Consider the following 21,768-nt stretch of genomic DNA (forward strand, 5'->3'; position numbering starts at 1 on the left):
TGGACAGGGGCGTGAGAGCGCTCTCCCAAGGGACGTTAACGCCGGGTGTCGGGCAGGTCAATCAGGCAGAGGCCCTGATGACGAGTTCCGGTTCGAAGATGGCGGATCTCGGCCGTTGTCCCGGTTTTTCCAGGTCGGCGAGCAGCAGGTCGGCCATCTGGGCGGCCATCTTCTCGACGGGCTGCCGGATCGTGGTGAGCTGCGGGCGGCAGGCCAGCGCCGGCGCGCTGTCGTCGAACCCGATCACGGCCACGGCGTCGGGGACGCGCAGTCCGTGCTCCAGCAGCACGTCCACGGCCGCCTGCGCCATCAGGTCGTTGGCGGCGAACACGGCGTCGAGGTCGGGGCACTCGGTGAGCAGCTGGTGCATCGCGGCCGCGCCGCTCTCCGCCGTGAAACCGCCCTCGGCGGTGGGCACGTACGGGAACCCGTGGCGGGCCATGGCGTCGCGGAACCCGGCGTGCCGGTCCTGGCTCGCCAGGACGTCCATCGGGCCGGAGATCGTGGTGATGTTGTAGCGCCCGGACGCCACGAGGTGGTCGGCGGCCATCCTGCCGCCCGCGCGGTGGTCCATGTCGACGTAGCTGATCGGCATCGGCCTGCCGGGCCGCGCGTAGAGCACCGAGGGCACTCCCGCGTCCACCAGCCTGGCGGGCAGCGGGTCGTCGGGGTGGGTGGAGACCAGCAGCGCGCCGTCGGCGCTGCCCTGTCTGAGGAACTCGACGACCTCGGTCCGCGCCGGGTCGGAGTCGGCGAGCATGAGCACGGGGTGGACGCTGTGGCCCCGCAGGAAGTCGACCACGCCCGCCGTCACGCGGCCGAAGAACGGGTCGGTGAAGACGTCCGACCCCCCGCTCGTGCCTGAGATCACCAGGGCGACCGTGCCGGTGCGCCGGGTGACGAGAGACCGGGCCGCCCTGTTCGGCGTGTACCCGGTCTGCTCGATCGCGTTGCGCACCGTCTCCTGGATGTCGGGATCGACGTTCCGCGTGCCGTTGACGACACGGGAGACCGTCGCGCGAGACACTCCCGCGACTCGCGCGACGTCCTCCAGCGTGGGCGCAACCTTGCTCATGCCACGGTTGTACCACGCCGGAGAGCGTTCTCCCGTGATCAGGAGGTGACGCGCACGTCCTTGATCGCACCGGGCCAGAAGTCGACGTTCTGGCCGTTGTACTTGGCGCGCCCGACCGCGAGCGCGCCGGTGCTCTCGATCGCCGGTCCCGCCGTGGTCGTGGCGACCAGCGCCCCGTCCACGTAGAGCCGGATCTCGTTGCCCTTGCGCTCACCCTTGAGCTCGTACCAGCGGCCGATCTCCGGCGTGACCTCGAACCGGGCGCGGTTGCCACCCGGCGTGCTGAACGCGAACGCGCCCTGGCCGTACTGCAGGTAGAAGGGGTTCTCCCGCTCCCTGCCGTCCTGGCTCACCGCGGAGGCGTAGTTGGCGGGCACCTCGTTGAGCCGGACCTTCGCCGACACCGTGTAGTCCTTGGTCGTGTCGACGACCGGGCCGTAGGTCTCCGCCGAGCCGTTCTTGAGCTCCAGCGCCCCGTCCTTCCAGGTGGCGCCGGCCGGGCTGAGCGTCAGCGAGTTCTTGCCGGTCGAGTCCTTGGCCGTGGCTCCCTTGGTCTCGTTCAGCTTCCACTCGCCGCTGCCCGCGTACGGGTACGGCTTGCCCGCGTTCGCACCGGCCTCGATGACGCGCCGGTTGATCTCGCGGACCGGACCCGGGTCGACCTTGATGCGCTTGCGGTCGTAGGTCCAGAGCCCGTTGAGCTCGCCCTCGAGGTCGGTGACCTGCGTGTAGACCGACGCGGACATCTCCGCGCGGGCCTGGCCGAGGTAGAACGTGCGGGTGTTGTCGACGTACTTCGCCGTCAGCGCCGCCTTGTCCGCCACACCGCTGTAGATCGCGATCGGCGCACCCGGCCACTGGTGACCCGGCGTGCGCAGCGTGAAGCCGCCGTGCTCGCCGTCCATCACGACGCGCTTGCCGTCCGGGCGGGCCGGGTCGGTGTTGTTGTAGTCGTGGTGGTCGATGACGTCGCCCTTGCCGCTGTCACCCTTGGAGGCGCAGCAGTTCACGCCGCTGTGGGCGCTGACGACGCGGCTCGGGTCGAGCGCCTTGACCTCGTCGGTGATCTGACCGGTCACGGTGCGGTCCCACTCGCCCCAGCCCTCGTTGAACACGATCCAGGCGTAGATCGACGGGTAGTTCTGGAGCTGGTGCATCAGCTCCTTGCCCTCCTTGACGAACCGCTCCTGCGAGAGCGGGTTGTTGCCGTCCTCGAGGGCCACGAAGTCCTGCCACACCAGCAGTCCGAGCCGGTCGGCGTGGTAGTACCAGCGGGCGGGTTCGGCCTTGATGTGCTTGCGGACCGCGTTGAAGCCGAGGTCCTTCTGCGCCTTCAGGTCGAAGACCAGCGCCTCGTCGCTCGGCGCCGTGTTCAGGCCGTCCGGGTAGAAGCCCTGGTCGAGCTGCATCAGGTTGAAGATCGGCTGGCCGTTGAGCGTCAGCTTGGGCGTGCCGCCGACGTTCGCGATGCCGGTGGAGCGCATGCCGAAGTAGCTCTTGACCTTGTCCTTGCCGAGCGTGATGTCGAGCTTGTAGAGGTACGGGTCGTCCGGCGTCCACAGGTGCGGGTTCGGCACCGAGAGCTTGAGGTTCGAGTTCGCGGCTCCGGTGACCGTGCCGACCTGCTTGCCCTTGGCGTCGCGCGCGACCGCGGTGACGGTGGCGTTGCCGGCGGACTTGACGTTCACCGTCAGCGAGCTGGAGGCGAGGTCGGGGGTCGTCTTGATCTCGTCGATGCCCTTGTCCGCGACCGGCTCCATCCACACGGTCTGCCAGATGCCCGACGACGGCGTGTAGAAGATGCCGCTGGGGTTGGGCGACTGCTTGCCCTTGGGCTGGTTCGGGCCGGTCGTGTCGGTGACGCCGACGACGATCTCCTGCTCACCGCGCTTGAGCACGTCGGTGATGTCCGCGCTGAACGCCGTGTAACCGCCGGTGTGCTCGGCGACGAGCTTGCCGTTCACCCAGACCTTGGCCTCGTAGTCGACCGCACCGAAGTTGAGCTTCAACCGCTGGCCGTTGCCGATGCGCCAGTCGTGCGGCACGGACACCGTCTTGCGGTAGAACATGTGGTCCTCGTGCCGTTCGAGCCCGGAGAGCTGCGACTCGATCGGGTACGGGACGACGACCTTCTCGCGCAGCTTCTTGCCGAACGCGGGCTGCTCGCCGGCCTTGGCCGCCGCGAACTCCCACGGACCGTTGAGGTTGAGCCACTTGTCGCGTTCCAGCTGCGGCCTCGGGTACTCCGGCAGCGGGTTGCGCGTGTCGACCTTCTCGCCCCACGGCGTGCGAAGCCGTTCGGTCGAGACGTTGCCGGTCGTGCGAGCGGTCTTCCCGATCTTCTCACCGTCGACCGCGAGCGCGCCCGCGCCGTCGTAGTAGATCCGGACCCGCTGGCCCTTCAGCACCCTCTCGCCCAGCCGGATCGTCGCCCGGTTGCGGTTCGTGGTGATGAGCGAGATCGGGAACGGGGTGGCGTCGACCTCGACGCGCAGGTGTTCCTTGAGGTCGTTCGTGCCCGTGACGCGGCCACCGAAGTCCGCGGAGAGCGTGCGCCCGTCCTTGGAGACCTCCGCCGTGCGCGGCACGACCTTGAAGTCCGCCGGCGGCGTGAACGCCGAGCTCGGGACGAGTTGCTTGGGCGTGTTCGCGCTCGACCAGCGCAGGAACATGTTGGCGCCGCCGACGTCCTGGAACATCTCCAGCTTGAAGGCGTACTGCTTGCCGGCGGTGAGCGTGACCGGCGCGCTGGTCTGCTCGCGGTCCCAGTCCGGCACCCAGTGGTCGATCACGGACTTGTCGTCGATCAGCAGGCGGAACCCGTTGTCGCCGATGGCGTGGAACGTGTAGTCGCCGGTCTGCGGGACCGCGATCTGCCCGGTCCACCGCGCGGTCGTGTGCTCGGTGCGGCCGTTCAGGAACCCGAACACACCCGTCAGGTCACCCTGGTTCACGTCGGCGTCGAGCACGGTGCCGCCCAGGGTCGCGAAGTCCCGCGCTCCCGGTGCCGACATGCTGAAGTACTCGCCCTTCAGGCCGTGCACGGGCTCGGCGGCGGCAGCGGCCTGCGTGCTGGGCGCTATCCCCAGCGCCAGCAGCAACGCGACGAGTACGGGGGCGGTTTTCTTCATCGGCGAAGATCCCCTTCGTTTTTACAACGTTGTAAGTGCGCTCCCTCACATCAACGCACACGATTCAACAACCGGGCTACGGCCGTTCGGAGGTATCGGCCATGTCAAACCGGACAAGTTTCCGGGAAATGACGTTCTGGGGTCGGGAGAAGTGGAGGCGGTCCAGAACTGACGGGATCAAACAGCTCTGAGCGCGTCGGACACCTCGACGGCGCCGCCACTCCACCGAACCGACCGCAAGTTCCTCACGACAACCGGCGCGGGCGTCTCCAGAGCGGCCTCGCCGACACCGACCACGGTCCCCGCTCCAGCGGCAAGCCCCGCCGCCACCCCGTTGCCGCTGTCCTCGAACACCACGCACTCCCCGACAGGCACGCCCAGCTTCTCAGCAGCCCTCAGATACCCCTCGGGATCAGGCTTGCCACGCGTCACGTCATCACCGTTGATGACCACCGACGGCAGCGAAATCCCCACGGCAGCCAGCCGGACCACGAGCAACTCGGGCGGAGCGGACGTGACCAGGGCCCAGTTCCCCGGCAACGACTCCGCCAGCTCACGAGCCCCAGGGATCTCACTGGTCGAGCCGGCGTCGGCGACCTCGATCTCGTTGATCCGCGCCAACGCCTCGGCGTGCACGGAATCAGCCACGTACATGCGGACCGTGTCCGTGGCACGACGGCCGTGCAAACCGCGCAGCACCTCCTCGGGGTCGACGCCGTACTCGTGCGCCCACTGCGTCCACGCGTGTTCGGCGGAGACCGTCGAGTCGGTCAGCACGCCGTCCATGTCGAACAGCACCGCCTGGCAGGCCAGGTTCATCGTTCTCCTCAAGGCAGCGGGATCTCCAGGCTGACCGTGCCGCGCAGGTCGAGCCACGCGCGGTCGCGTCCGCGCACGAGTCGCAGGACGACCTCCTCGCAGTGCGGGCAGCGCGCGACGACGCCCGGAGCGTTCTGGTAGACGCGCAGGCTCGCGACCGAGCCCTTGTAGCCGCAGCCGGAGCACTGGCCCGTCGCGGCGGTCAGGTCCACGGCGAAGATCTCGCGCAGGTCGCCGGCCAGCGCGTTGCCGTCCACATGGTTCATCGGTGCTCTCCTGTCAGCCGAAGCGTTCCGTGCGGACGCGGCGGGGGTCGTGGCCGAGCGCCACGAAGATGTCGGACACCGTCTCGACGAACCCGGTCGGTCCGCAGACGAAGACGTTCGGGGCGAAGTCGGCGGGCCACGCGTGGGTGTTGAGGGTGGCGAGGCCCAGGCGGCCCGGCGGCGGTGCGCCCTCCGGGGACCGGCGGGTGTGGACGAGGTGCACGTCGAGGCCGTTGTCCTCGCGGGCGCGGCGGCGCAGCTCGTCGGCGTAGTAGACGTCCTCGGGAGTGCGCACCGAGTAGATCAGGCGGAACGGCACCCGGCTGCCCTCGGCGGCCCGTGTGCGGATCATCGCCATCAGCGGCGCGATGCCCGAGCCGCCGGCCACGAGGGTCACCGGTGCCTGGTCGGTGGCGCGCCAGACGAACCAGCCGCCGACGGGGCCTCGCAGCTCGACCTGGTCGCCCGGGGACAGCACGTCGCACAGGTACGGCGACACCTCGCCGTCGGCGACCCGTTGCACGCTCAGCTCGAACCGCTCCCCGTCCGGTGCGGAGGAGATCGAGTAGCTGCGCTGCACCGAGTAGCCGTCCTCGGCGGTGAGGCGGACGTCGACGTGCTGTCCCGGTAGGTGGCCGGGCCAGCCGGGCACGTCGAACACGAGGCTCCGCGCGCTGCCGGTGATGTCGGTGACCTCGGCCAGTTCGGCGACCCGCCAGGTCAGTCGCCCTGATACCGCTGCTCGCGCCATGGGTCTCCGTAGTCGTGGTAGCCCGCGCTTTCCCAGAAGCCGGGTTCGTCCTCGAGCAGCAACTGGATCCCGCGGACCCACTTGGCCGACTTCCAGAAGTACAGGTGCGGCACCAGCAGTCGCGCCGGGCCGCCGTGCTCGGGCGTGAGCTCCTCGCCGTCGTAGCGGTAGGCGATCCACGCCTGGCCGTCGATCAGGTCCTCGAGCGGCAGGTTCGTGGTGTAGCCGCCGTAGGACTGCACGAGCGCGTAGTCGGCGGCCGTCTCGACGTCCTCCAGCAGGACGTCGAGCGAGACGCCCTTCCAGCGGGTGCCGAGCTTCGACCACTTGGTGACGCAGTGGATGTCCGTCGTGATCTTCTCCGCGGGCAGCTCGATCAGCTGCTGCCACGACCAGTCGTAGCGCTGACCGGCCTCGGTGTTGACCGTGAACTGCCACCGGTCGGTCGTCACGCGCGGCGTCGGGCCCGCCGTGAGGACCGGGAAGTCCTCTGCCAGGTACTGACCGGGCGGCAGCTGCACGTCCGGTGACTGGCGTCGCCCGGTGAAACCGGGAGAGACGATTGGCATCGTGTCAGTAGACGACAGCGGCGGCCCGAGCGCCACTGATGATCACGGAGGTCACATGGACGTCACGGTCGAGGTCACCGGCACGACGACGCTGATCCGGATGAACCGCCCGGACCGGCGCAACGCGGTCGACGGTCCGATGGCGGCCGCGTTGCTGGACGCCTTCCTGGCGTTCGAGGCGGACCCCTCGCAACGGGTGGCGGTCCTCGCGGGCGAGGGCGGGACGTTCTGCGCGGGCGCGGACCTCACGTCCGTCGGAGACCCCGCTCGCCGCAACGAGCTCGATCCGTCCGGTGGCGGCGCGGGTCCGATGGGGCCGACCCGGTTGCGGTTGAGCAAGCCCCTGATCGCGGCGGTCAGCGGGTACGCGGTGGCGGGCGGGCTGGAGCTCGCGTTGCTGGCCGACCTGCGGGTGGTGGAGAGCGACGCGGTGTTCGGGGTGTTCTGCCGGCGGTGGGGCGTGCCGTTGATCGACGGCGGCACCGTGCGGCTGCCCCGGATCGTGGGGCTGGGGCGTGCCTTGGACCTGATCCTCACCGGGCGGCCGGTGCTCGCCGACGAGGCGCTGGCGATCGGGCTGGCGAACCGGGTGGTGGAGCCCGGTCGGGCGGTGGCCGCGGCGGTGGAGCTGGCGGAGCAGATCGCGGCGTTCCCGTTCGAGTGCGTGCTGGTGAACCGGGCTTCCACGTACGCCGGGCTGGACCTGGGGACGGCGGAGGCGTTGCGGGCGGAAGGGGCGGCGGGGGTGCCGGTCGTGGCGCGGGAAGGGGTGGCCGGCGCCGCCAGGTTCGCTGACGGCGCCGGTCGGCACGGGAGGTTCAGCGCAGGCGGTGAACGCTGAGGTCGGCGTTGCGGGAGATCTCCCGTTCGGTGAACTCCCCCTTCACCCACTGCTTCTTCGCGTACAGCCGCGCCTGGTCGGTGTGGTGCGGGGAGGCCGGGTCCGCGGACTGCCCGTAGACCAGCAGCGAGCTCATCCGCGGCCCGTTCCTCGTCAGTTCCACCGCCATCACGAAGCTGGTGCCGTGCGGGATCTCCTGCGTCTCACCCGGCCGCGGCGGGCCGGGCACCGAGATCACGTTGAAGCAGCCCTCCGGACCGCGGCACCCGTGGATCGGGACGCCCTCGTACCGCTGCACGGCGTCGAGGGGCACGTCCACCGCGACCCCGGCCGCCGCGAACGCCTGGACGGTGTCGGCGAACGCCCGCTGGACGCCGGGGTCGGCCGCGTTGACGCCGCGCGGGGTGTGGACGGGGTCGGCCGGGTCGAACGGCACCTGCCACAGCTTCGTGCCGGGACGGCCGGTCAGGGTGATGAACGAACGCCAGAAGTACGCGCCCCGGCTGGTTTCCCCGGTGTCCCCGGTGCCGGGCCAGGCGGCCAGGGCCGAGCAGGCCGCGCGGACGTCGACGGGCCGGCCGTCGCCCGCGGGCAGGGTCGGGTTGGCCCGGCACATCTCCACCACCGCGGCACGGCCCTGTTCGGCCGTGAGGTTGCGGTTGCGGAGCATCGCCGATTCCAGAGTGGACAGTGAGAAGTCGTTGGTGCCGATCATGTCCAGGCCCACGCGGGTGCGCGGCGAGCGCTCGGTGCCGACGTCGCCGACGATCGACGGGTAGCCGGTCAGCGGGGCGGCCGGGTTCGCGAGCCACGGGCTGTCGTTGAAGTTGCTGACGTGGTCGCGCCGGATCAGCGCGGGCAACCGGCTCGGGCCGAGCCTGCCCGGTGTGACGGCGTCGGGGTCGGCGCCCCAGCCGCAGTCCGACCGGCTGCCGTCGAGGACCACCAGGCCGATCGGCACGTCGGCGGCGCAGCGGGCCCGCTGGTCGTCGGTGACGTGCGGGACGACCTGGACGTCACCGTAGTAGGCGGTGCCGGTGGAGTCCGAGGCGAGCGTGTTGACCCACGGCAGCGCCTGGTGGCGCACGAGTGCGTTGTGCAGCTCGGGAACGCTGCGGGCGCGGGCGATGGCGAGCCACTGGTCGACGACCCGCAGGTTGCCGTGGTTGGCGTCGCGCAGCACGAACGCCGTGGTGTCCGTCCACTGCAGAGCGAGGTCGTCCTCGACCACCGGGCCGTCCGGTGTGCGGTAGAGGGTCCGCGTGGTGCCGCCGGCGGTGACCTGTTCGGCGATCATGCGGTGCGCCTTGCCGTCCACCACGTAGCTGGTCGGGTCACCGGGGACGAGCGTGAGCTTCGACAGCGTCACCGTCTGCGCCTCGGACGCGGTGTGGGTCCAGCCGAGCCGGTCGTTGTGGCCGATGTTGACCAGGGGCAGGCCGTACAGGCCCGCGCCGCTGACGTTCAGCTCACCGGGGATCGTGAGGTGGTGCTGGTAGAAGCGCCAGGTGTCGTCCCAGTCGAAGTGCGGGTTGCCCAGCACCATCCCGGTGCCGGCCGCGGTCGACTGCCGGCCGAGCGCGATTCCGTTGCTGCCCGGTCGTTCCGCCTCCCCACGCGCGGGAGCCGTGATCGGTGCGCCGGGCGGTTGGGCGGAGACGAGCTGCTCCTGGAAGCCTTCGCCGCCGGTCAGGCCGGCGACCTGGTGCACGCGCCTCCACACGTCGATCTCGGTGATGGGCCGCGCCCACCGCTCGCAGGCCTCGGGCAGCCCGTTCTCCGCGAGGTACCGGTTGAACCCGGCCACGTACCCGCGCACGAGATCCCGTGCCTGCCTCGACACTCCGGCGAGATTCCGTTCGACCACACCGGACTGGTTGAGCCGCTGGTAGTGCAGGTCGCCGGCCACACCGTCCGGCCCGAACCACCGCGACCGCTCCGCGGCAAGGGTCACGACGATCTCCGCCATGACACAGGCGTTGTCCTCGGCGAACGCGTAGCCGAGCCCTTGCCCCACTCCGCGGTAGTCATCGGCCAGCACGTGCGGAATGCCGTACGAAGTCCGTCTGATCACCGTGCCGCCACCGGCGACAGCGGGTGGGCTCACCGACAGAACTCCTGCGACCACAAGCGACAACGCGATTAATCGACGCATGAGAATCCCCCTATTCGTTGTGCAGCACGGAGGCGATGGAGAGGCGCGCCGCTCCCCTGGCCGGCACGACGGCACCCAGCACGGCGATCACGACGCCGGTCAGGGCCAGCAGTGCGAGCAACGGCGCGTGGTAGACGTTCATGAGGATGTCGACGGCATCGGCCTGACCGGCCGCCGCCATGGCGGGCACGACGAGTTGGTGCACGGCGATCCCGATGGGCACACCGATGAGCCCGCCCAGCACGCCCAAGGCGCCCATGGACGTCAGCAGCAGCACGGTGACCTGGCGCGGTGTCATGCCGATCGACTTGAGCATGCCGAGGTCGCGGCGGCGTTCGCGGGCGTTGAGGACGACGGTGTTGAACACGCCGAGCGCCGCCACCGCGCCCAGCACCAGCGTCAGCGTGATCGCGGCGCTGATGATGATCACAGCGGTCGACGACGAGCCGTCGCGCGGCGGCAGGACGAGCAGTCCCGGATCGGCGGACCTCACAGCGTTGGTGAACGTGCCGTGGTCTGCGTCCGTCCGCACGAGGTACGACTCGGCACGACCGCCCGGCGCGAGAGCCTCCGCGGCGGACCAGTCGGCGAAGATCTCGTCGGCGTTGTTGGTCAGCACGACGCCGACGATCTTCAGCGGAGCCCGGTTTCCCTTGGCCTGCACGGTGATCGTGTCGCCGACCGCGAGCCCGCGCTGATTGAGGAACCTCGACGGCACCACGACCTGGCCCGGCCCGTCCGGCCAGTGCCCGGACAGCACGCGCGGCCCGAGTGCGGCGGTGTCCCCGCGGTAGAACAGGATCGCGGCCTCCTGGGTGCCGCCGGCGACCTCGGTGTCGAGCCGCGTGATGGCGAGCAGAGCCCTGGTTCCGGGCAACGCGCGCAGCATCGACTCGTCCTGCGCGTCGGTCAGCTTCGCCTCCGGTCGCCCCAGGCCCGGTATCCCGACCTGGGGGCCGCCCGGCGGTGGACCCGCCATCAGTTCGACGCGGTCCTGGTGGCTCGGCCTGACGGCGTCGTTGTAGGCCGTCATCGACATCGTCACGCCGACGGCGAGCGTCACGGTCATGACGCCGAGCACGACCGAGGCCAGGGTCAGCGCGCTGCGACCGACGCGGGCGAACGGCATCCCGAGACCGAGGCTGACCGACCGCGGCAACCTGGTGGCGCTGAGCCGGCGCTGGACCTTGAGCGCCCGCCCGGTGTGCGTGGTGGTGCCGGCGCTGATCGCGCGTGCCGCAGGCAGCCCGCGGGCGCGCAGGGCGGGGACGAGTGCGGCCGACGCCACCAGCAGCGGCATGCCCACGGCCGCGACGAGGTTCACCCAGGGCGCGAAGCTCAGTTCGTCGACGCCGAAGCCCTCGACGGCGTCCTGCACGACCGGTTTGGTGAAGAGGTTGCCGACGAGCGTGCCGAGCGCACAGCCCAGCACCGCCGGGATCGAGACCATCACCAGGTACACGGCCATGACCTGGTTCGGGGTGAAGCCGATCGCCTTGAGCATCCCGATGTGCCGCAGCCCGGCGACGACCGCGCCGCTCACGACGTTGGCGACGATCAGGACCGCGACGGCCAGGCCGAGGACGCCGAAGATCATGAGGAACGGGATGAACACGCCGAGTTCGGACGTGGCCTTGTCCATGACGGTGAGGTGCGACAGCGTGCCGAGCAGCGCGTCCTGCGGCAGGGTCGCGGTGAAGGCCGCCACCCCGGCGGCGGTGGCGGAGTCGTCGAACCGGTAGAGCATCTGAACCGCGTTCGGTTTCAGCGCGGTCACCTGCTCGGGCGTGACCCAGGCGTCGGCGGTCCCCGTGATCGAACGGGCGAAGCCGACGACCTCCAGCGCGGGAAGTCCGGGGACCTCCAGCCGGAAGCCGAGGTCGATCATGCCGCCCGAACCCGGTGCCCGGTTCAGCACGACCTCGCCGGGACCGGTGGCCCACCTGCCCTTCCAGACCGCCAGGCGATCGACCTCGCCACCGGGGTCGGCCCGCCCGGCGACGGTGAGCGCGCCCAGGAAGACGTTCGCGGCCGAGGTGTCCACGCCGGCCTGCCGGAACGGTCCCGCGGTGGCCCGTGCCGCCGGGGTCGTGAAGCCGGTCGGCTTCTCCGGGTCGAACTCGGCGGACAGGTGCGCGCCCTGTTGCGCGGCGAAGGCCCGGTCGAACGGCGCGGCCGCCGCGTCCAGCAGGCCCAGCGCCATCACGAGCGTCGCGCTGGCCGCGCAGACCACGAGGCCGATGACGATCGTCTGCAGCTTCCGGCGCCGCACCGCGGCCCAGGACGCCGACCACACCGCGGTCATGCCCGCTCCAGGCTGTTCTCGCGGGCGATCCGGCCGTCGACGACCTCGATCAACCGGGTGGCGCAGCGGGTCGCGAGGCGTTCGTCGTGGGTGACGAGCAGCAGCGTCTGGCCGATCTGGTTGAGGTCGAGCAACAGGTCCATGACCTGCTCGCCGGACCTGCTGTCGAGCGCGCCAGTCGGTTCGTCGGCGAGCAGCAGGGCGGGGCGGTTCATCAACGCCCGCGCCACCGCGACGCGCTGCCGTTCACCACCGCTGAGCTGAGCCGGGTAGACGTTCTTGCGGCTGGAGATGCCGAGCTCGCCGAACAGCTCGAGGGCGCGCTTGCGGGCCTGCCCCGCGGTGGTGCCGGTGAGCTGGGCGGCGAGGGCGACGTTGTCGAGCGCCGAGAGGTCGTCCAGCAGGTTGAAGAACTGGAAGATCATGCCGATGCCCCGGCGGCGGAACAGCGCCAGACCGGTCTCGCTCAGCTTCCCCAGGCCGGTGCCGTGCACGACGACCTCGCCCGAGGTGGGGCGGTCGAGGCCCGCGATCATGTTGAGCAGCGTGGACTTCCCGCTGCCGGACGGTCCCATCACCGCCACGGCCTCCCCGGCGTGCACGGTGAGCGACACCCCGTCCAGCGCGACCGAGTCGCTGTACTCCTTGCGCACGTTCGTCAGTTCGACGACAGCGTCTGCGTTCTGCATGGCGGTCATCCTGCTCAGCCGTGGCGGCGGAGGCGTCAGTCCGCGGAGGTAACTCAGCGGGCCGGGTCATCCCGGAGGTGTAGTGACTGCATCCGGGGTGTGACGCGCGGCTGACCTCCGTTCTGGGACAGTGACGAGGTGTGGGAGCTGGTGGTGGCGGTCGTCGCCTGCCTGGCCGCCGCGTACTTCGCGGTGCGGCTGGCGGCGGCGCGACGCGCGTACACCCGCGCGGTGGAGGAACGCGGCTGGCTGCTGGAGCGGGAACGGGAGACCGCCGCCCGCAGCGCCGTCGACGCCGAACGCGCGCGGATCGCGCGGGAGCTGCACGACATCGTGAGCCACAACGTCAGCGTGATGGTGGTGCAGGCCGGGGCGGCTCGCCGGGTCCTCACCACCGAGGTCTCCGATGCCACGGACGCCTTGCTGGCCGTGGAGAACGCGGGCCGCGACACGATGACCGAGCTGCGGCACATGCTCGGCCTGCTCGCGCCGTCGGCCGACAGCGACGACCTGCTGGCGCCGCAACCGGGTCTGAGCCGGCTGAGCTCCCTGGTGGACCGGATGTGCTTCGCCGGGTTGCGGGTGGAGGTGCGCGTCTCCGGTGAGCCGCGGCCGTTGCCGTCCGGTGTGGACCTGACGGCGTACCGGATCGTGCAGGAGGCGCTGACCAACGCGTTGAAGCACGGCGACGGGCGGCAGGCGGAGGTGACGGTGCGGTACGCGGACAACTACCTGCGGGTCGAGGTGCTCAACTCCGGGCCCAGCGCGTTGTCCGGCGAGGCGGTGTCCTTTCAGGACGGACAGGGGCGGGGGCTGCTCGGCCTGCGGGAACGCGTGGCGGTGCTCGGCGGCGACCTGGACGCGCGGCGGCGGCTCGGCGGCGGGTTCCGCGTGCGCGCCAAGATCCCGGTCGAGCAGCCGTGAGCGGGCCGCGCGTGGTGATCGCGGACGACCAGGCGTTCGTGCGCATCGGGTTCCGGATGATCCTGAAGTCCGGCGGGATCGACGTCGTCGGTGAGGCGGCGGACGGGGCCGGGGCGGTGACGGCCGTGCGTGATCTTCAGCCGGACGTCGTGCTGATGGACATCCGCATGCCCGGCATGGACGGGCTGGAGGCGTGCCGGCGGATCGTGCGGGAACCGGGTGCTTGCCGGGTGCTGATGCTCACGACGTTCGACCTGGACCGGTACGTGTACGAGGCCCTCGCGGCGGGGGCGAGCGGCTTCCTGCTCAAGGACGTCACCCCGGAGCACCTGGTCGCGGCCGTGCAGCTGATCGAGACCGGTGACGCGCTGCTCGCTCCCTCGATCACCCGCCGGCTCGTGGAACGGTTCGCCTCCGGCGCGCCCGCCTCCGCGCCCGCGGTGCACCGGGACCTGACCGCGTTGACGCCGCGCGAACGCGAGGTGCTCGCACTGGTCGGGAGTGGACGGTCGAACTCCGAGATCGCCGCCCACCTCACCCTGAGCGAGGCGACGGTCAAGACCCACGTGGCCCGGATCTTCGCGAAGCTGGAGCTGCGGGACCGGGCGCAGGCCGTCGTCCTCGCCTACGAGACAGGTCTGGTCACGCCCGGCGCGTGAGCTCCCCCCGCGGCGATCTCGGTCCTCGTGCGCAACCCTCGACGAGGACCGGGCACCGGTGACCGTCGAGCACCGAACTCCGTACTGGCACGGATCCGCGTCGCCTCCGCCGAGCCGAGACTCGGTTCACCACCCAAGGAGGCGACCATGTACGCGCAGCTCATCTACTTCGACGGCCCCCGAGGCCCCGAACTGCTCGCCGCCGCGGACTTCGCGGCCAAGCAACGCATCGAGCCCGCCGCCCTGTCCGTGCCGGGCACCATCAGGACCTACGTGTTGCGCAAGACCGACGGCTCGGAGGTCGTGCTCACCATCGCCGAGACCGAACAGGCACTCCTCGACGCCCAGAAGGCGATCATGAGCACCGAGCTGCTGCCCGGCGAGGACCCGGCGCTGCTGCCGGGACCGGACCGGGTCGACGTCTACCCCGTCCTGACGGTCGTCGACCACCCCGGCGCACGGTCATGACCGCCACGCGCACGCTCACAGCCGGCGTCTGGCAGGCGGACACCAGCCGCAGCACCGCCTCGTTCCAGGTGGGCAACCTCGGCCGCAAGACCCGCGGCACCGTGCCCGTCACCGCAGGCACCGCCGAGATCGGCGCGGACGGCGCGCTGCTGGCCGTGCACGGCACCCTCGACCTGGACTCGATCGACACCGGTGTCGCCAAGCGCGACCTGGACCTGCGCAAACCGGGCCTGCTGGACCTCGACCGGCACCCCACGATGACGTTCACCGCGACGTCCGCCCAGGTCGTCGGTTCCGGGTGGCACGTGGTTGGCACGTTGACGGCCCGAGGTGTCTCGGCCGAGATCGAGGGGACTGCCGAGCTGTCGTCGGTGGACGGGGCGGAGGCGGTGCTGACCGCGACCGCCCGGCTGGACCGCAGGACGCTGGGCATCCGCGCGCCGGGGTTCCTGATCGGACGGTACGTGGACATCACCGTCACCGCGGTGATCGCTCGGTCCTGAAGGACGACGAGGTTCGGGGAGTCCGCGTTGTGGCTCCCCCGGGAACAGCGCGTGGGTCACCGATGGACACCAGGGCTCCACCGGAAACCGGTCCACCTGTTGTACCGGTCTTTCGCACGGCCGCGACCGGGAAAGACCACCGGCGGCACCGTTCTCCCTGGCCACCGCGCCCGAGCCACAACAGGCTCATGACATCGATGTCTTGTCCCGAAATTCCTGTCTCGCTTGTCTTGTTGACCAGCCACCAACCGAGACCGAAGCTTCCTGGCAACGTTGTCAGGACACGATCGGAGCTCGCAATGGCGCAGGACTTCGGCAGCGGCGTATCGCGGCGTCAGGCGTTGACCGTGGGAGGCGGGCTGCTCGCCGGTTTCGGCATGAGCGCACTCCTTCCGGGCGCCGCGGTGGCCGCGCCGGAGCAGAAGGCGCAACAGAAAGCCGTGGACCTCGCCCTGTTCCGGCCCGTGTCGGTGTCGTCGACGGACTACGCGGCCACGCCGGGGCAGTTCGCCGTGGACGGTCTGGCTCAGGTCGGGGTGAAGGGGTCCGGCTGGCGTGCCGGGCAAGGTGACGGGCAGTGGCTGATCGTCGACCTGCAGGGCCGCTGCGAGATCGGGTCGGTGGTGCTGACGTTCGAGGCCAGGCCCGGTGATCCCGCGTTCGACGCGAACGCGTCGCGCGCCGAGACGATCGGCACGGAGGTCCTGTCGAGCTACGCGGTGGCGTTCGACCTCGACGTCTCCGACGACGGGCGGACCTGGAAGACGGTCCACCACACGGAGTCCGGCACGGGTGGCGTCGTCACCGTCGCGCTGGCGCCGGTGGTGAAGGCGCGCTGGGTGCGGTTCTCCGCCACGCGCAGATCGACGACCAACCCGTTGGGGCTCAACGGTCTCCAGGTCTACGGCACGAGCAGGGACAACCGGCCCGCCGTCCGGGGGTGGACGAACTGGCCCGTGCGGAACCACGAGAGCCCCGCGCTGAGCGTGGCCGCGGACGGCTCGGTGCCGCTCGAGTCGGGCTGGGTGCTCACCATGCAGGACTTCGCGCCCGCCCAGGACGGTGCCGCGTTGTCCGGGCCGTCGGTCGACACCCGCGGCTGGGTGCCGGCAACGGTCCCGGGCACGGTGCTCGCGTCGCTGGTCGAGCAGGGCCACCTGCCGGACCCGGTCCACGGGATGAACAACCTGCAGATCCCGGAGGCGTTGTCCCGGCACGTGTGGTGGTACCGGCGGACGTTCGGCCTGCCGCGCGGCCTCGACACGGGCGCGGGCCGGCACGTGTGGCTGGAGTTCGACGGCATCAACCACGAGGCCGAGATCTGGCTCAACGGAGCCAAGATCGGCGCGGTGAGCAACCCGTTCGGCCGGGCCGCGCTGGACGTCACCTCCGCGCTGCGCAAGGGCGCCGACCAGAACCTGGCCGTGCGGATCGCGCCGATGCCGTTCCCCGGCAGCCCCGGCGACAAAGGACCGCGCGGTGAGGCGTGGGTCGGCGCGAACAGCACGATGTTCAAGAACTCCCCCACCTACCTCGCGGTGTCGGGCTGGGACTGGATGCCCGCCGTCCGCGACCGCGCCTCCGGCATCTGGAACCACGTCCGCCTGCGCTCGACCGGCGCCGTGGTGGTCGGCGACCCGCGCATCGACACCGTGCTGCCCGACGCCACGACCGCCGAGGTCACGTTCACCGTGCCGGTCCGCAACGTCGAGGCCGCGGCGAAGTCCGTCACCGTCACCGCCGAATTCGACGGCGTGAAGGTCAGCAAGACCGTCACCGTGCCGCCGAACTCCGAGTCCGGCGTCGTGTTCGCGCCGTCCACGCACTCCCAGCTGCGCATCAAGAACCCGAAGCTGTGGTGGCCCAACGGCTACGGCGACCCCACGCTGCACGACCTGACGCTGACGGCCACCGTCGGCAACGCGGTCAGCGACCGCAAGAAGCGCAAGTTCGGCATCCGCCAGGTCACTTACCAGTACGACCTGCCGATCACGATCGTCGACGGCGCCGCCGAGCAGACCGTCGAGTTCCCCTACCAGCAGGCGCGGTACGTCCGGATGCAGGGCCTGAAGCGCGCCACCAGCTGGGGCTTCTCCGTCTTCACCATGTCCGTCGTGGACGGCAAGAACCCGGAGACCGACCTGGCGCGCGGCAAAACCGCGACCGCGTCCTCCGCCGCCGACTGGACCTCGCCCGGCGCCGTCACCGACGGCGACCCGAGGTCCCGGTGGACCTCGAACTACAACGACAACGAGCACGTTCAGGTCGATCTCGGGGCCACGGCCACGTTCGACCGCGTGGTCCTGCGCTGGGAGACGGCCTACGCGGCGACCTACAAGATCCAGGTCTCGCAGGACGGGGAGACCTGGACCGAGGTCGCGGCCAAGGACAACTCCCCCAAGCCGCTGATCATCTTGGTCAACGGCGTCAAGATCTTCGCCCGCGGCGGCAGCTGGGGCTGGGACGAGCTGCTGCGCCGCATGCCGGGTTCGCGCGCGGACGCGGCGGTCGCGCTGCACAAGGACATGAACTTCACGATGATCCGCAACTGGGTCGGCTCGTCGTACCGCGAAGAGCTGTTCGAGGCGTGCGACAAGTACGGCATCCTGCTGTGGAACGAGTTCTGGCTCGGCTGGTCCTCCGACCCCGCGAACCACGAGCAGTTCTTCGCCCAGGCCAGGGACACCGTGCTGCGCTACCGCTCGCACCCGTGTTGCGTGGTGTGGTTCGGCTGCAACGAGGGCAGCCCGCCGTCCTCGGTGGACAGCGTGCTGAAGGAGATCGTCCACACCCACACCGACCTGATGTACCAGCCGAACTCGGCCAGTGGCGTGATCACCGGCGACGGCACGTACCGGTGGGTGGACCCGCGCTCGTACGGCACCGGTGAGGCCACGGGCGGGAAGTTCGGTTTCTGGAGCGAGATCGGCCTGCCGACGGTGTCGGTGGTCGAGAGCATGCGCAACCTGGTGGGCGAGGGCAACGCGGGCTGGCCCATCGGTGAGGCCTGGTACCACCACGACTGGTCGGAGAACAGCAACCAGCAGCCCAAGGGCTACCAGGCCGCGATCGACGCCCGCCTCGCGCCGTCGAGCAGCCTGGAGGAGTTCTGCCGCAAGGCGCAGTTCGTCAACTACGAGAACATGCGCGCGATCTTCGAGGCCTGGAACTCCCGGCTGTGGAACGACGCCACCGGTGTGCTGCTGTGGATGTCGCACCCCGCTTGGCACAGCACGGTGTGGCAGACCTACGACTACGACATGGACGTCAACGGCAGCTACTACGGCTCCCGCAAGGGCTGCGAGCAGCGGCACGTGCAGGCAGACCCGACCACCTGGCAGGTCAGGGCCGTCAACCACACTGCGTCCGCGCTGACCGGCGTCACCGTCAAGGCGCAGCTGCACGGTCTCGACGGCAAGGCGATCGGTCAGCCGCGGCAGCAGAGGCTCGACGTCGCCGCGACCACGTCCAGCGCCCTGTTCACGGTGCCGTTCGACGACGCGCTGCCGGCGTTCCACCTGCTGCGCCTCACGCTGACCGACGCCCAGGGCAAGCAGCTCTCCGAGAACACCTACTGGCGCTACCGCACGCCCGAGTCGATGCACGCCCTCAACCAGCTTGCCCACACGCAGCTGCAGACCACGTTGAGCACGAACAAGAACGGCTACACCGCGATCATCCGCAACACCGGCAGGACGGTGGCCGCGATGGTCCGGTTGTCGCTGCGGGAGCGCAACGGCACCGACCGCGTGCTGCCGACCCTGTACAGCGACAACTACTTCTGGTTGCTGCCGGGCGAGGTCCGGACGGTCACGATCGATCCGCAGCGTTCGGTGCGCTCTCCGCGTCTGCTGGCGGAGGCGTACAACTCGGCGCCGAAGCTGACCTGAGGTCCTCCCGGCCTGGGTGCCGCCGTGCCGACCACACGGTCAGCGCGGCGGCGCCCAGCCCCAGGACCAGCGAGGTCCAGATGTTGAGGCGCAGTCCGAGGATCGTGTTCGCCGGGTCGACCCTCAACGCCTCGATCCACACCCGGCCCAGCGTGTAGAGCACGACGTACAACCCGAACGCCCGGCCGTGCCCGAGCTCGAACCGCCGATCGGCCCAGATCAGCACGGCCGCCGCGGCGAAGGTCCACAGCAGTTCGTAGAGGAACGCCGGGTGGAACGTCCCCAGCACCACGGGCTGACCGTCCGCACCGGCGACGGCACGACCGGCGGCCTGGTCCCACTCGTGGATCGTCAGCGCCCACGGCAGATCGGTCGGACCGCCGTACACCTCGTTGTTGAACCAGTTGCCGAGGCGGCCGATCCCCTGCGCCAGCAGGATTCCCGGCGCCGCCGCGTCGGCCAGCGGCGGCAGTGCGGCACCGGCCCGCTTCGCACCGATCCACGCTCCGAGCGCGCCGAACGCGATCGCGCCCCAGACGCCCATCCCTCCTTCCCAGATGTACAGGGCCTTCACGGGATCCCCGCCGGGACCGAAGTACGGCTGCCAGGACGTGGCGACGTGGTAGAGCCGGGCGCCGACGACACCGAACGGAACGCCCCAGGTCGCGATCTGGCCGACGACACCGGGCCGGCCACCGCGCGCCACGTAGCGGCGTTCGGTCAGCCAGGCGGCGACGAGGACACCGGCGATGATGCAGAACGCGTACGCCCGGATCGGAACCGGACCGAGGTGCCAGACGCCCTGAGCAGGGCTGGGAATGGCTGCCAGCAGCATCGCGCCACACTAACGACGACGGGGCCTGCGCACTGTGAAGTCCGCAGGCCCCGGTTCATCAGCTCACCGATCCACCGACGATCGGCAGCACAACCTTGCTGACGCCCAGCGAGACGGTCAGCGAGACACCGCTCGACGCCGTGTCCGCCGCGATGTAGGCGTTGTGGTTGGTGACGAGCACGATGCCGATCCGGTGCCCGGCGGGGATCAGCGCGTCCCGCGCGTGCAGCTTCCACGTCACCTCGACGGCGGTCCCGTTGGTGGGCAACGCGGTCGCGGTCTCCAGCGACGACCGGTTCTTGGCGTCGATGGCGCCCTTGGTCAGCATCGTCGCGCTCACGGCCTGGACGGACACCTCCGGCGGCCGGGCGCACCCGGTCCTGTCCCGCAGGTCGTTCTTGCCGCACCGCTCCATGGAGAGCTGCAACGGGCTGCGTTCGGACAGCACGGCCTGGCTGCTCGGGCCGTAGTCCACCAGCAACGCCGTCAACGGCGTCGACGCCCGGTTCGAGGCGATCCTGGCGGTCACGCTGACCTCACCGGACAGCCGTGCGTCCTTCGTGAGCGGCGCCGTCACGTAGGCGAGCCGGTTGGTGGCGGCGGTCTCCGGATTCGCCATCATGGCCGTCTCGCTGATGTTCGCGTTGGCCGCGAGACGCTGCGTGCCGCTCGTGACCGGCGTGGCGGTAAGCGAACCGGACGTGCCGTTCGCGGCGGGACCGAAGTACAGCGTGGTGTTCTTCGTGTCCGGGCGCGGCCAGGACGCGGCCTGCTCCCAGCTGCCGTCGGGCTTCTGCACGTCGGCCATGGGCTCGTCCATGATCCCGTTGTCCGCGCCCTTGAGCCAGTGGTCCATCCACAGGCCCATGACGCGCTGCCACTCGGCCTGGCGGAACGAGATCGGGTCGAGGTGACCACCGCGGTGCAGCCAGATCTTGCGCGGCACGTTCCGGTCCGCCAGTTCCTTCCACCAGCGGCCGAACTGCGACGGCTTGACGTTCCAGTCCGCCTGGCCGTGCACGGCGAACACCGACGCGGTCACGGTCGGCGCGCTCACCCGGTAGTCGCGGGCCTTCCAGAACGACGTGTAGTCCCAGGACTCGTCGCCGTCCTGCGCCGTCAGCTTGTCGAACACCGGCTTGCACTTCGCCTTCTGCGCCGCGCTCACGACGTAGTTGGCGAGGTAGGTCGGGTAGTTGGACTCCCAGCCCTTGTACCCGATGCCCTGGTCACGCGCGTACTCGTACCAGCTCGAGATCGCCGCGATCGGCACGATCGTCTTGACACCGGGGATGTTCGCCGCGGCCGCCGCGTTGGGCAGCGTTCCGTTGTAGGACACGCCCAGCATGCCGACGTTGCCCGTGCTCCAGCTCGCGACCGCCGCACGGCCGTCCGCGTAGAACGCCTTCGCACGGCCGTTGAGCCAGTCCACGACCGCGCGCACGCTCGCCGTGTCCTCGGGGCCTCCGGTCGTCGGGCAGCCGGTCGAGCGGGAGGTGCCTTGCATCTCCATCTCGACCACGGCGTACCCGCGCGGCACGAAGTACTCGTCGTACCAACGGCCGAAGCCGCGCGGCACGTTCGTCGCGGACGCCGCCGACGCGCCCAGCCCGTAGTAGGGACTGGCCTCCATCACGATCGGCACGCGCTCGGCGGTGTCCGGCCGCATGACGTCGGCGGCGATCCGGTCGAGCTTGCCGTCGGCGTCGCTGTCGATCGTGGACTCGACGTAGACGGTCTCGGTGATCGCCGCGGCCGCGGGGGCCGCGTTCGTGGCAGGCGTGTGGATCGTCGCGGCCGTGAGCAGGGTGGCCGCGACGAGGTAGACCCTTCGCATGAGTTCCTCCGTCGGAGGGCCCGATGAAGCAGCAGGGGTGGTGCTCGGGCC

The 21,768-nt window shown here is 70.4% G+C and carries 17 protein-coding genes; 6 read left to right on the plus strand and 11 right to left on the minus strand.

The features are described 5' to 3' along the window. Nucleotides 1-61: 61 nt before the first annotated feature. The 6 genes from IE307_RS07235 to IE307_RS07260 form a co-directional block, all read right to left on the minus strand. Complete coding sequence (locus tag IE307_RS07235; RefSeq protein WP_191296917.1) at nucleotides 62-1,075, minus strand: LacI family DNA-binding transcriptional regulator; 1,014 nt, start codon at nucleotides 1,073-1,075, stop codon at nucleotides 62-64. Nucleotides 1,076-1,113: 38 nt separating this feature from the next. Further along, a complete protein-coding gene (locus tag IE307_RS07240) occupies nucleotides 1,114-4,206 on the minus strand; it encodes a PA14 domain-containing protein (RefSeq protein WP_191296919.1) in 3,093 nt (1,030 codons plus the stop codon). Between the two features lie 177 nt (nucleotides 4,207-4,383). Further along, the gene (locus IE307_RS07245; protein ID WP_191296921.1) at nucleotides 4,384-5,025 is read right to left on the minus strand and encodes an HAD-IA family hydrolase; all 642 of its coding nucleotides are present in this window, start codon (nucleotides 5,023-5,025) and stop codon (nucleotides 4,384-4,386) included. 8 nt (nucleotides 5,026-5,033) lie between these two features. Continuing rightward, nucleotides 5,034-5,291 (minus strand): DUF6510 family protein, encoded by a 258-nt coding sequence (locus IE307_RS07250; protein WP_191296923.1) that lies wholly within the window; start codon nucleotides 5,289-5,291, stop codon nucleotides 5,034-5,036. Nucleotides 5,292-5,304: 13 nt separating this feature from the next. Then, entirely contained in the window at nucleotides 5,305-6,042 is a 738-nt protein-coding gene (locus IE307_RS07255; protein ID WP_191296925.1) for a ferredoxin reductase, read from the minus strand. Continuing rightward, nucleotides 6,012-6,611 carry a sulfite oxidase-like oxidoreductase gene (locus IE307_RS07260; RefSeq protein WP_191296927.1) on the minus strand — a complete coding sequence of 200 codons (600 nt, stop codon included), beginning with the start codon at nucleotides 6,609-6,611 and terminating at the stop codon, nucleotides 6,012-6,014. Before IE307_RS07260 ends, IE307_RS07255 begins: the two co-directional genes overlap by 31 nt. 55 nt (nucleotides 6,612-6,666) lie before the next feature. On the opposite strand from IE307_RS07260, the gene IE307_RS07265 reads away from it, so the two are divergent. After that, on the plus strand, nucleotides 6,667-7,452 hold the full coding sequence (locus tag IE307_RS07265) for a crotonase/enoyl-CoA hydratase family protein (protein WP_191296929.1): 786 nt from the start codon (nucleotides 6,667-6,669) through the stop codon (nucleotides 7,450-7,452). On the opposite strand, the gene IE307_RS07270 is transcribed toward IE307_RS07265, so the two are convergent. The 3 genes from IE307_RS07270 to IE307_RS07280 are packed head-to-tail and all read right to left on the minus strand — an operon-like array spanning nucleotide 7,430 to nucleotide 12,601. Next, nucleotides 7,430-9,559 carry a penicillin acylase family protein gene (locus IE307_RS07270; RefSeq protein WP_191296931.1) on the minus strand — a complete coding sequence of 710 codons (2,130 nt, stop codon included), beginning with the start codon at nucleotides 9,557-9,559 and terminating at the stop codon, nucleotides 7,430-7,432. The genes IE307_RS07265 and IE307_RS07270 overlap by 23 nt on opposite strands. 58 nt (nucleotides 9,560-9,617) lie before the next feature. Continuing rightward, nucleotides 9,618-11,912: an ABC transporter permease gene (locus IE307_RS07275; protein WP_191296933.1), complete on the minus strand. Its 2,295-nt coding sequence runs from the start codon at nucleotides 11,910-11,912 to the stop codon at nucleotides 9,618-9,620. Continuing rightward, the gene (locus IE307_RS07280; RefSeq protein ID WP_191296935.1) at nucleotides 11,909-12,601 is read right to left on the minus strand and encodes an ABC transporter ATP-binding protein; all 693 of its coding nucleotides are present in this window, start codon (nucleotides 12,599-12,601) and stop codon (nucleotides 11,909-11,911) included. The genes IE307_RS07275 and IE307_RS07280 overlap by 4 nt, the downstream gene beginning before the upstream one ends. A gap of 138 nt (nucleotides 12,602-12,739) precedes the next feature. Between IE307_RS07280 and IE307_RS07285 the strand changes: the two genes are divergently transcribed. The 5 genes from IE307_RS07285 to IE307_RS07305 all read left to right on the plus strand — a co-directional run bounded on the left by IE307_RS07285 (nucleotide 12,740) and on the right by IE307_RS07305 (nucleotide 19,045). After that, nucleotides 12,740-13,525 (plus strand): sensor histidine kinase, encoded by a 786-nt coding sequence (locus IE307_RS07285; RefSeq protein ID WP_191296937.1) that lies wholly within the window; start codon nucleotides 12,740-12,742, stop codon nucleotides 13,523-13,525. After that, nucleotides 13,522-14,184, plus strand: coding sequence for a response regulator transcription factor (locus IE307_RS07290; RefSeq protein WP_191296939.1), 663 nt, complete (start codon nucleotides 13,522-13,524; stop codon nucleotides 14,182-14,184). Before IE307_RS07285 ends, IE307_RS07290 begins: the two co-directional genes overlap by 4 nt. Before the next feature lie 147 nt (nucleotides 14,185-14,331). After that, on the plus strand, nucleotides 14,332-14,652 hold the full coding sequence (locus tag IE307_RS07295) for a hypothetical protein (protein ID WP_191296941.1): 321 nt from the start codon (nucleotides 14,332-14,334) through the stop codon (nucleotides 14,650-14,652). Beyond that, the gene (locus IE307_RS07300; RefSeq protein ID WP_191296942.1) at nucleotides 14,649-15,155 is read left to right on the plus strand and encodes a YceI family protein; all 507 of its coding nucleotides are present in this window, start codon (nucleotides 14,649-14,651) and stop codon (nucleotides 15,153-15,155) included. The genes IE307_RS07295 and IE307_RS07300 overlap by 4 nt, the downstream gene beginning before the upstream one ends. Nucleotides 15,156-15,454: 299 nt before the next feature. After that, a complete protein-coding gene (locus IE307_RS07305; protein WP_191296945.1) occupies nucleotides 15,455-19,045 on the plus strand; it encodes a discoidin domain-containing protein in 3,591 nt (1,196 codons plus the stop codon). On the opposite strand, the gene lgt is transcribed toward IE307_RS07305, so the two are convergent. Together lgt and IE307_RS07315 are read right to left on the minus strand one after the other, a co-directional pair. After that, nucleotides 18,966-19,880, minus strand: coding sequence for a prolipoprotein diacylglyceryl transferase (gene lgt / locus IE307_RS07310; RefSeq protein WP_191296947.1), 915 nt, complete (start codon nucleotides 19,878-19,880; stop codon nucleotides 18,966-18,968). The genes IE307_RS07305 and lgt overlap by 80 nt on opposite strands. A 58-nt stretch (nucleotides 19,881-19,938) precedes the next feature. Then, nucleotides 19,939-21,717: a CocE/NonD family hydrolase gene (locus tag IE307_RS07315; protein WP_191296949.1), complete on the minus strand. Its 1,779-nt coding sequence runs from the start codon at nucleotides 21,715-21,717 to the stop codon at nucleotides 19,939-19,941. Nucleotides 21,718-21,768 lie beyond the last annotated feature (51 nt).

The sequence above is a fragment of the Lentzea cavernae genome, assembly GCF_014653695.1.
Taxonomy (GTDB): domain Bacteria; phylum Actinomycetota; class Actinomycetes; order Mycobacteriales; family Pseudonocardiaceae; genus Lentzea; species Lentzea cavernae.

What these genes read in the sequence shown, in the direction of transcription:
- IE307_RS07250 (WP_191296923.1), bottom strand. Translation starts at nt 5,291, where the DNA reads ATGAACCATGTGGACGGCAACGCGCTGGCCGGCGACCTGCGCGAGATC.
- IE307_RS07240 (WP_191296919.1), bottom strand. Translation starts at nt 4,206, where the DNA reads ATGAAGAAAACCGCCCCCGTACTCGTCGCGTTGCTGCTGGCGCTGGGG.
- IE307_RS07295 (WP_191296941.1), top strand. Translation starts at nt 14,332, where the DNA reads ATGTACGCGCAGCTCATCTACTTCGACGGCCCCCGAGGCCCCGAACTG.
- IE307_RS07305 (WP_191296945.1), top strand. Translation starts at nt 15,455, where the DNA reads ATGGCGCAGGACTTCGGCAGCGGCGTATCGCGGCGTCAGGCGTTGACC.
- IE307_RS07280 (WP_191296935.1), bottom strand. Translation starts at nt 12,601, where the DNA reads ATGCAGAACGCAGACGCTGTCGTCGAACTGACGAACGTGCGCAAGGAG.
- IE307_RS07300 (WP_191296942.1), top strand. Translation starts at nt 14,649, where the DNA reads ATGACCGCCACGCGCACGCTCACAGCCGGCGTCTGGCAGGCGGACACC.
- IE307_RS07235 (WP_191296917.1), bottom strand. Translation starts at nt 1,075, where the DNA reads ATGAGCAAGGTTGCGCCCACGCTGGAGGACGTCGCGCGAGTCGCGGGA.
- IE307_RS07275 (WP_191296933.1), bottom strand. Translation starts at nt 11,912, where the DNA reads ATGACCGCGGTGTGGTCGGCGTCCTGGGCCGCGGTGCGGCGCCGGAAG.
- IE307_RS07315 (WP_191296949.1), bottom strand. Translation starts at nt 21,717, where the DNA reads ATGCGAAGGGTCTACCTCGTCGCGGCCACCCTGCTCACGGCCGCGACG.
- IE307_RS07265 (WP_191296929.1), top strand. Translation starts at nt 6,667, where the DNA reads ATGGACGTCACGGTCGAGGTCACCGGCACGACGACGCTGATCCGGATG.
- lgt (WP_191296947.1), bottom strand. Translation starts at nt 19,880, where the DNA reads ATGCTGCTGGCAGCCATTCCCAGCCCTGCTCAGGGCGTCTGGCACCTC.
- IE307_RS07255 (WP_191296925.1), bottom strand. Translation starts at nt 6,042, where the DNA reads ATGGCGCGAGCAGCGGTATCAGGGCGACTGACCTGGCGGGTCGCCGAA.
- IE307_RS07260 (WP_191296927.1), bottom strand. Translation starts at nt 6,611, where the DNA reads ATGCCAATCGTCTCTCCCGGTTTCACCGGGCGACGCCAGTCACCGGAC.
- IE307_RS07245 (WP_191296921.1), bottom strand. Translation starts at nt 5,025, where the DNA reads ATGAACCTGGCCTGCCAGGCGGTGCTGTTCGACATGGACGGCGTGCTG.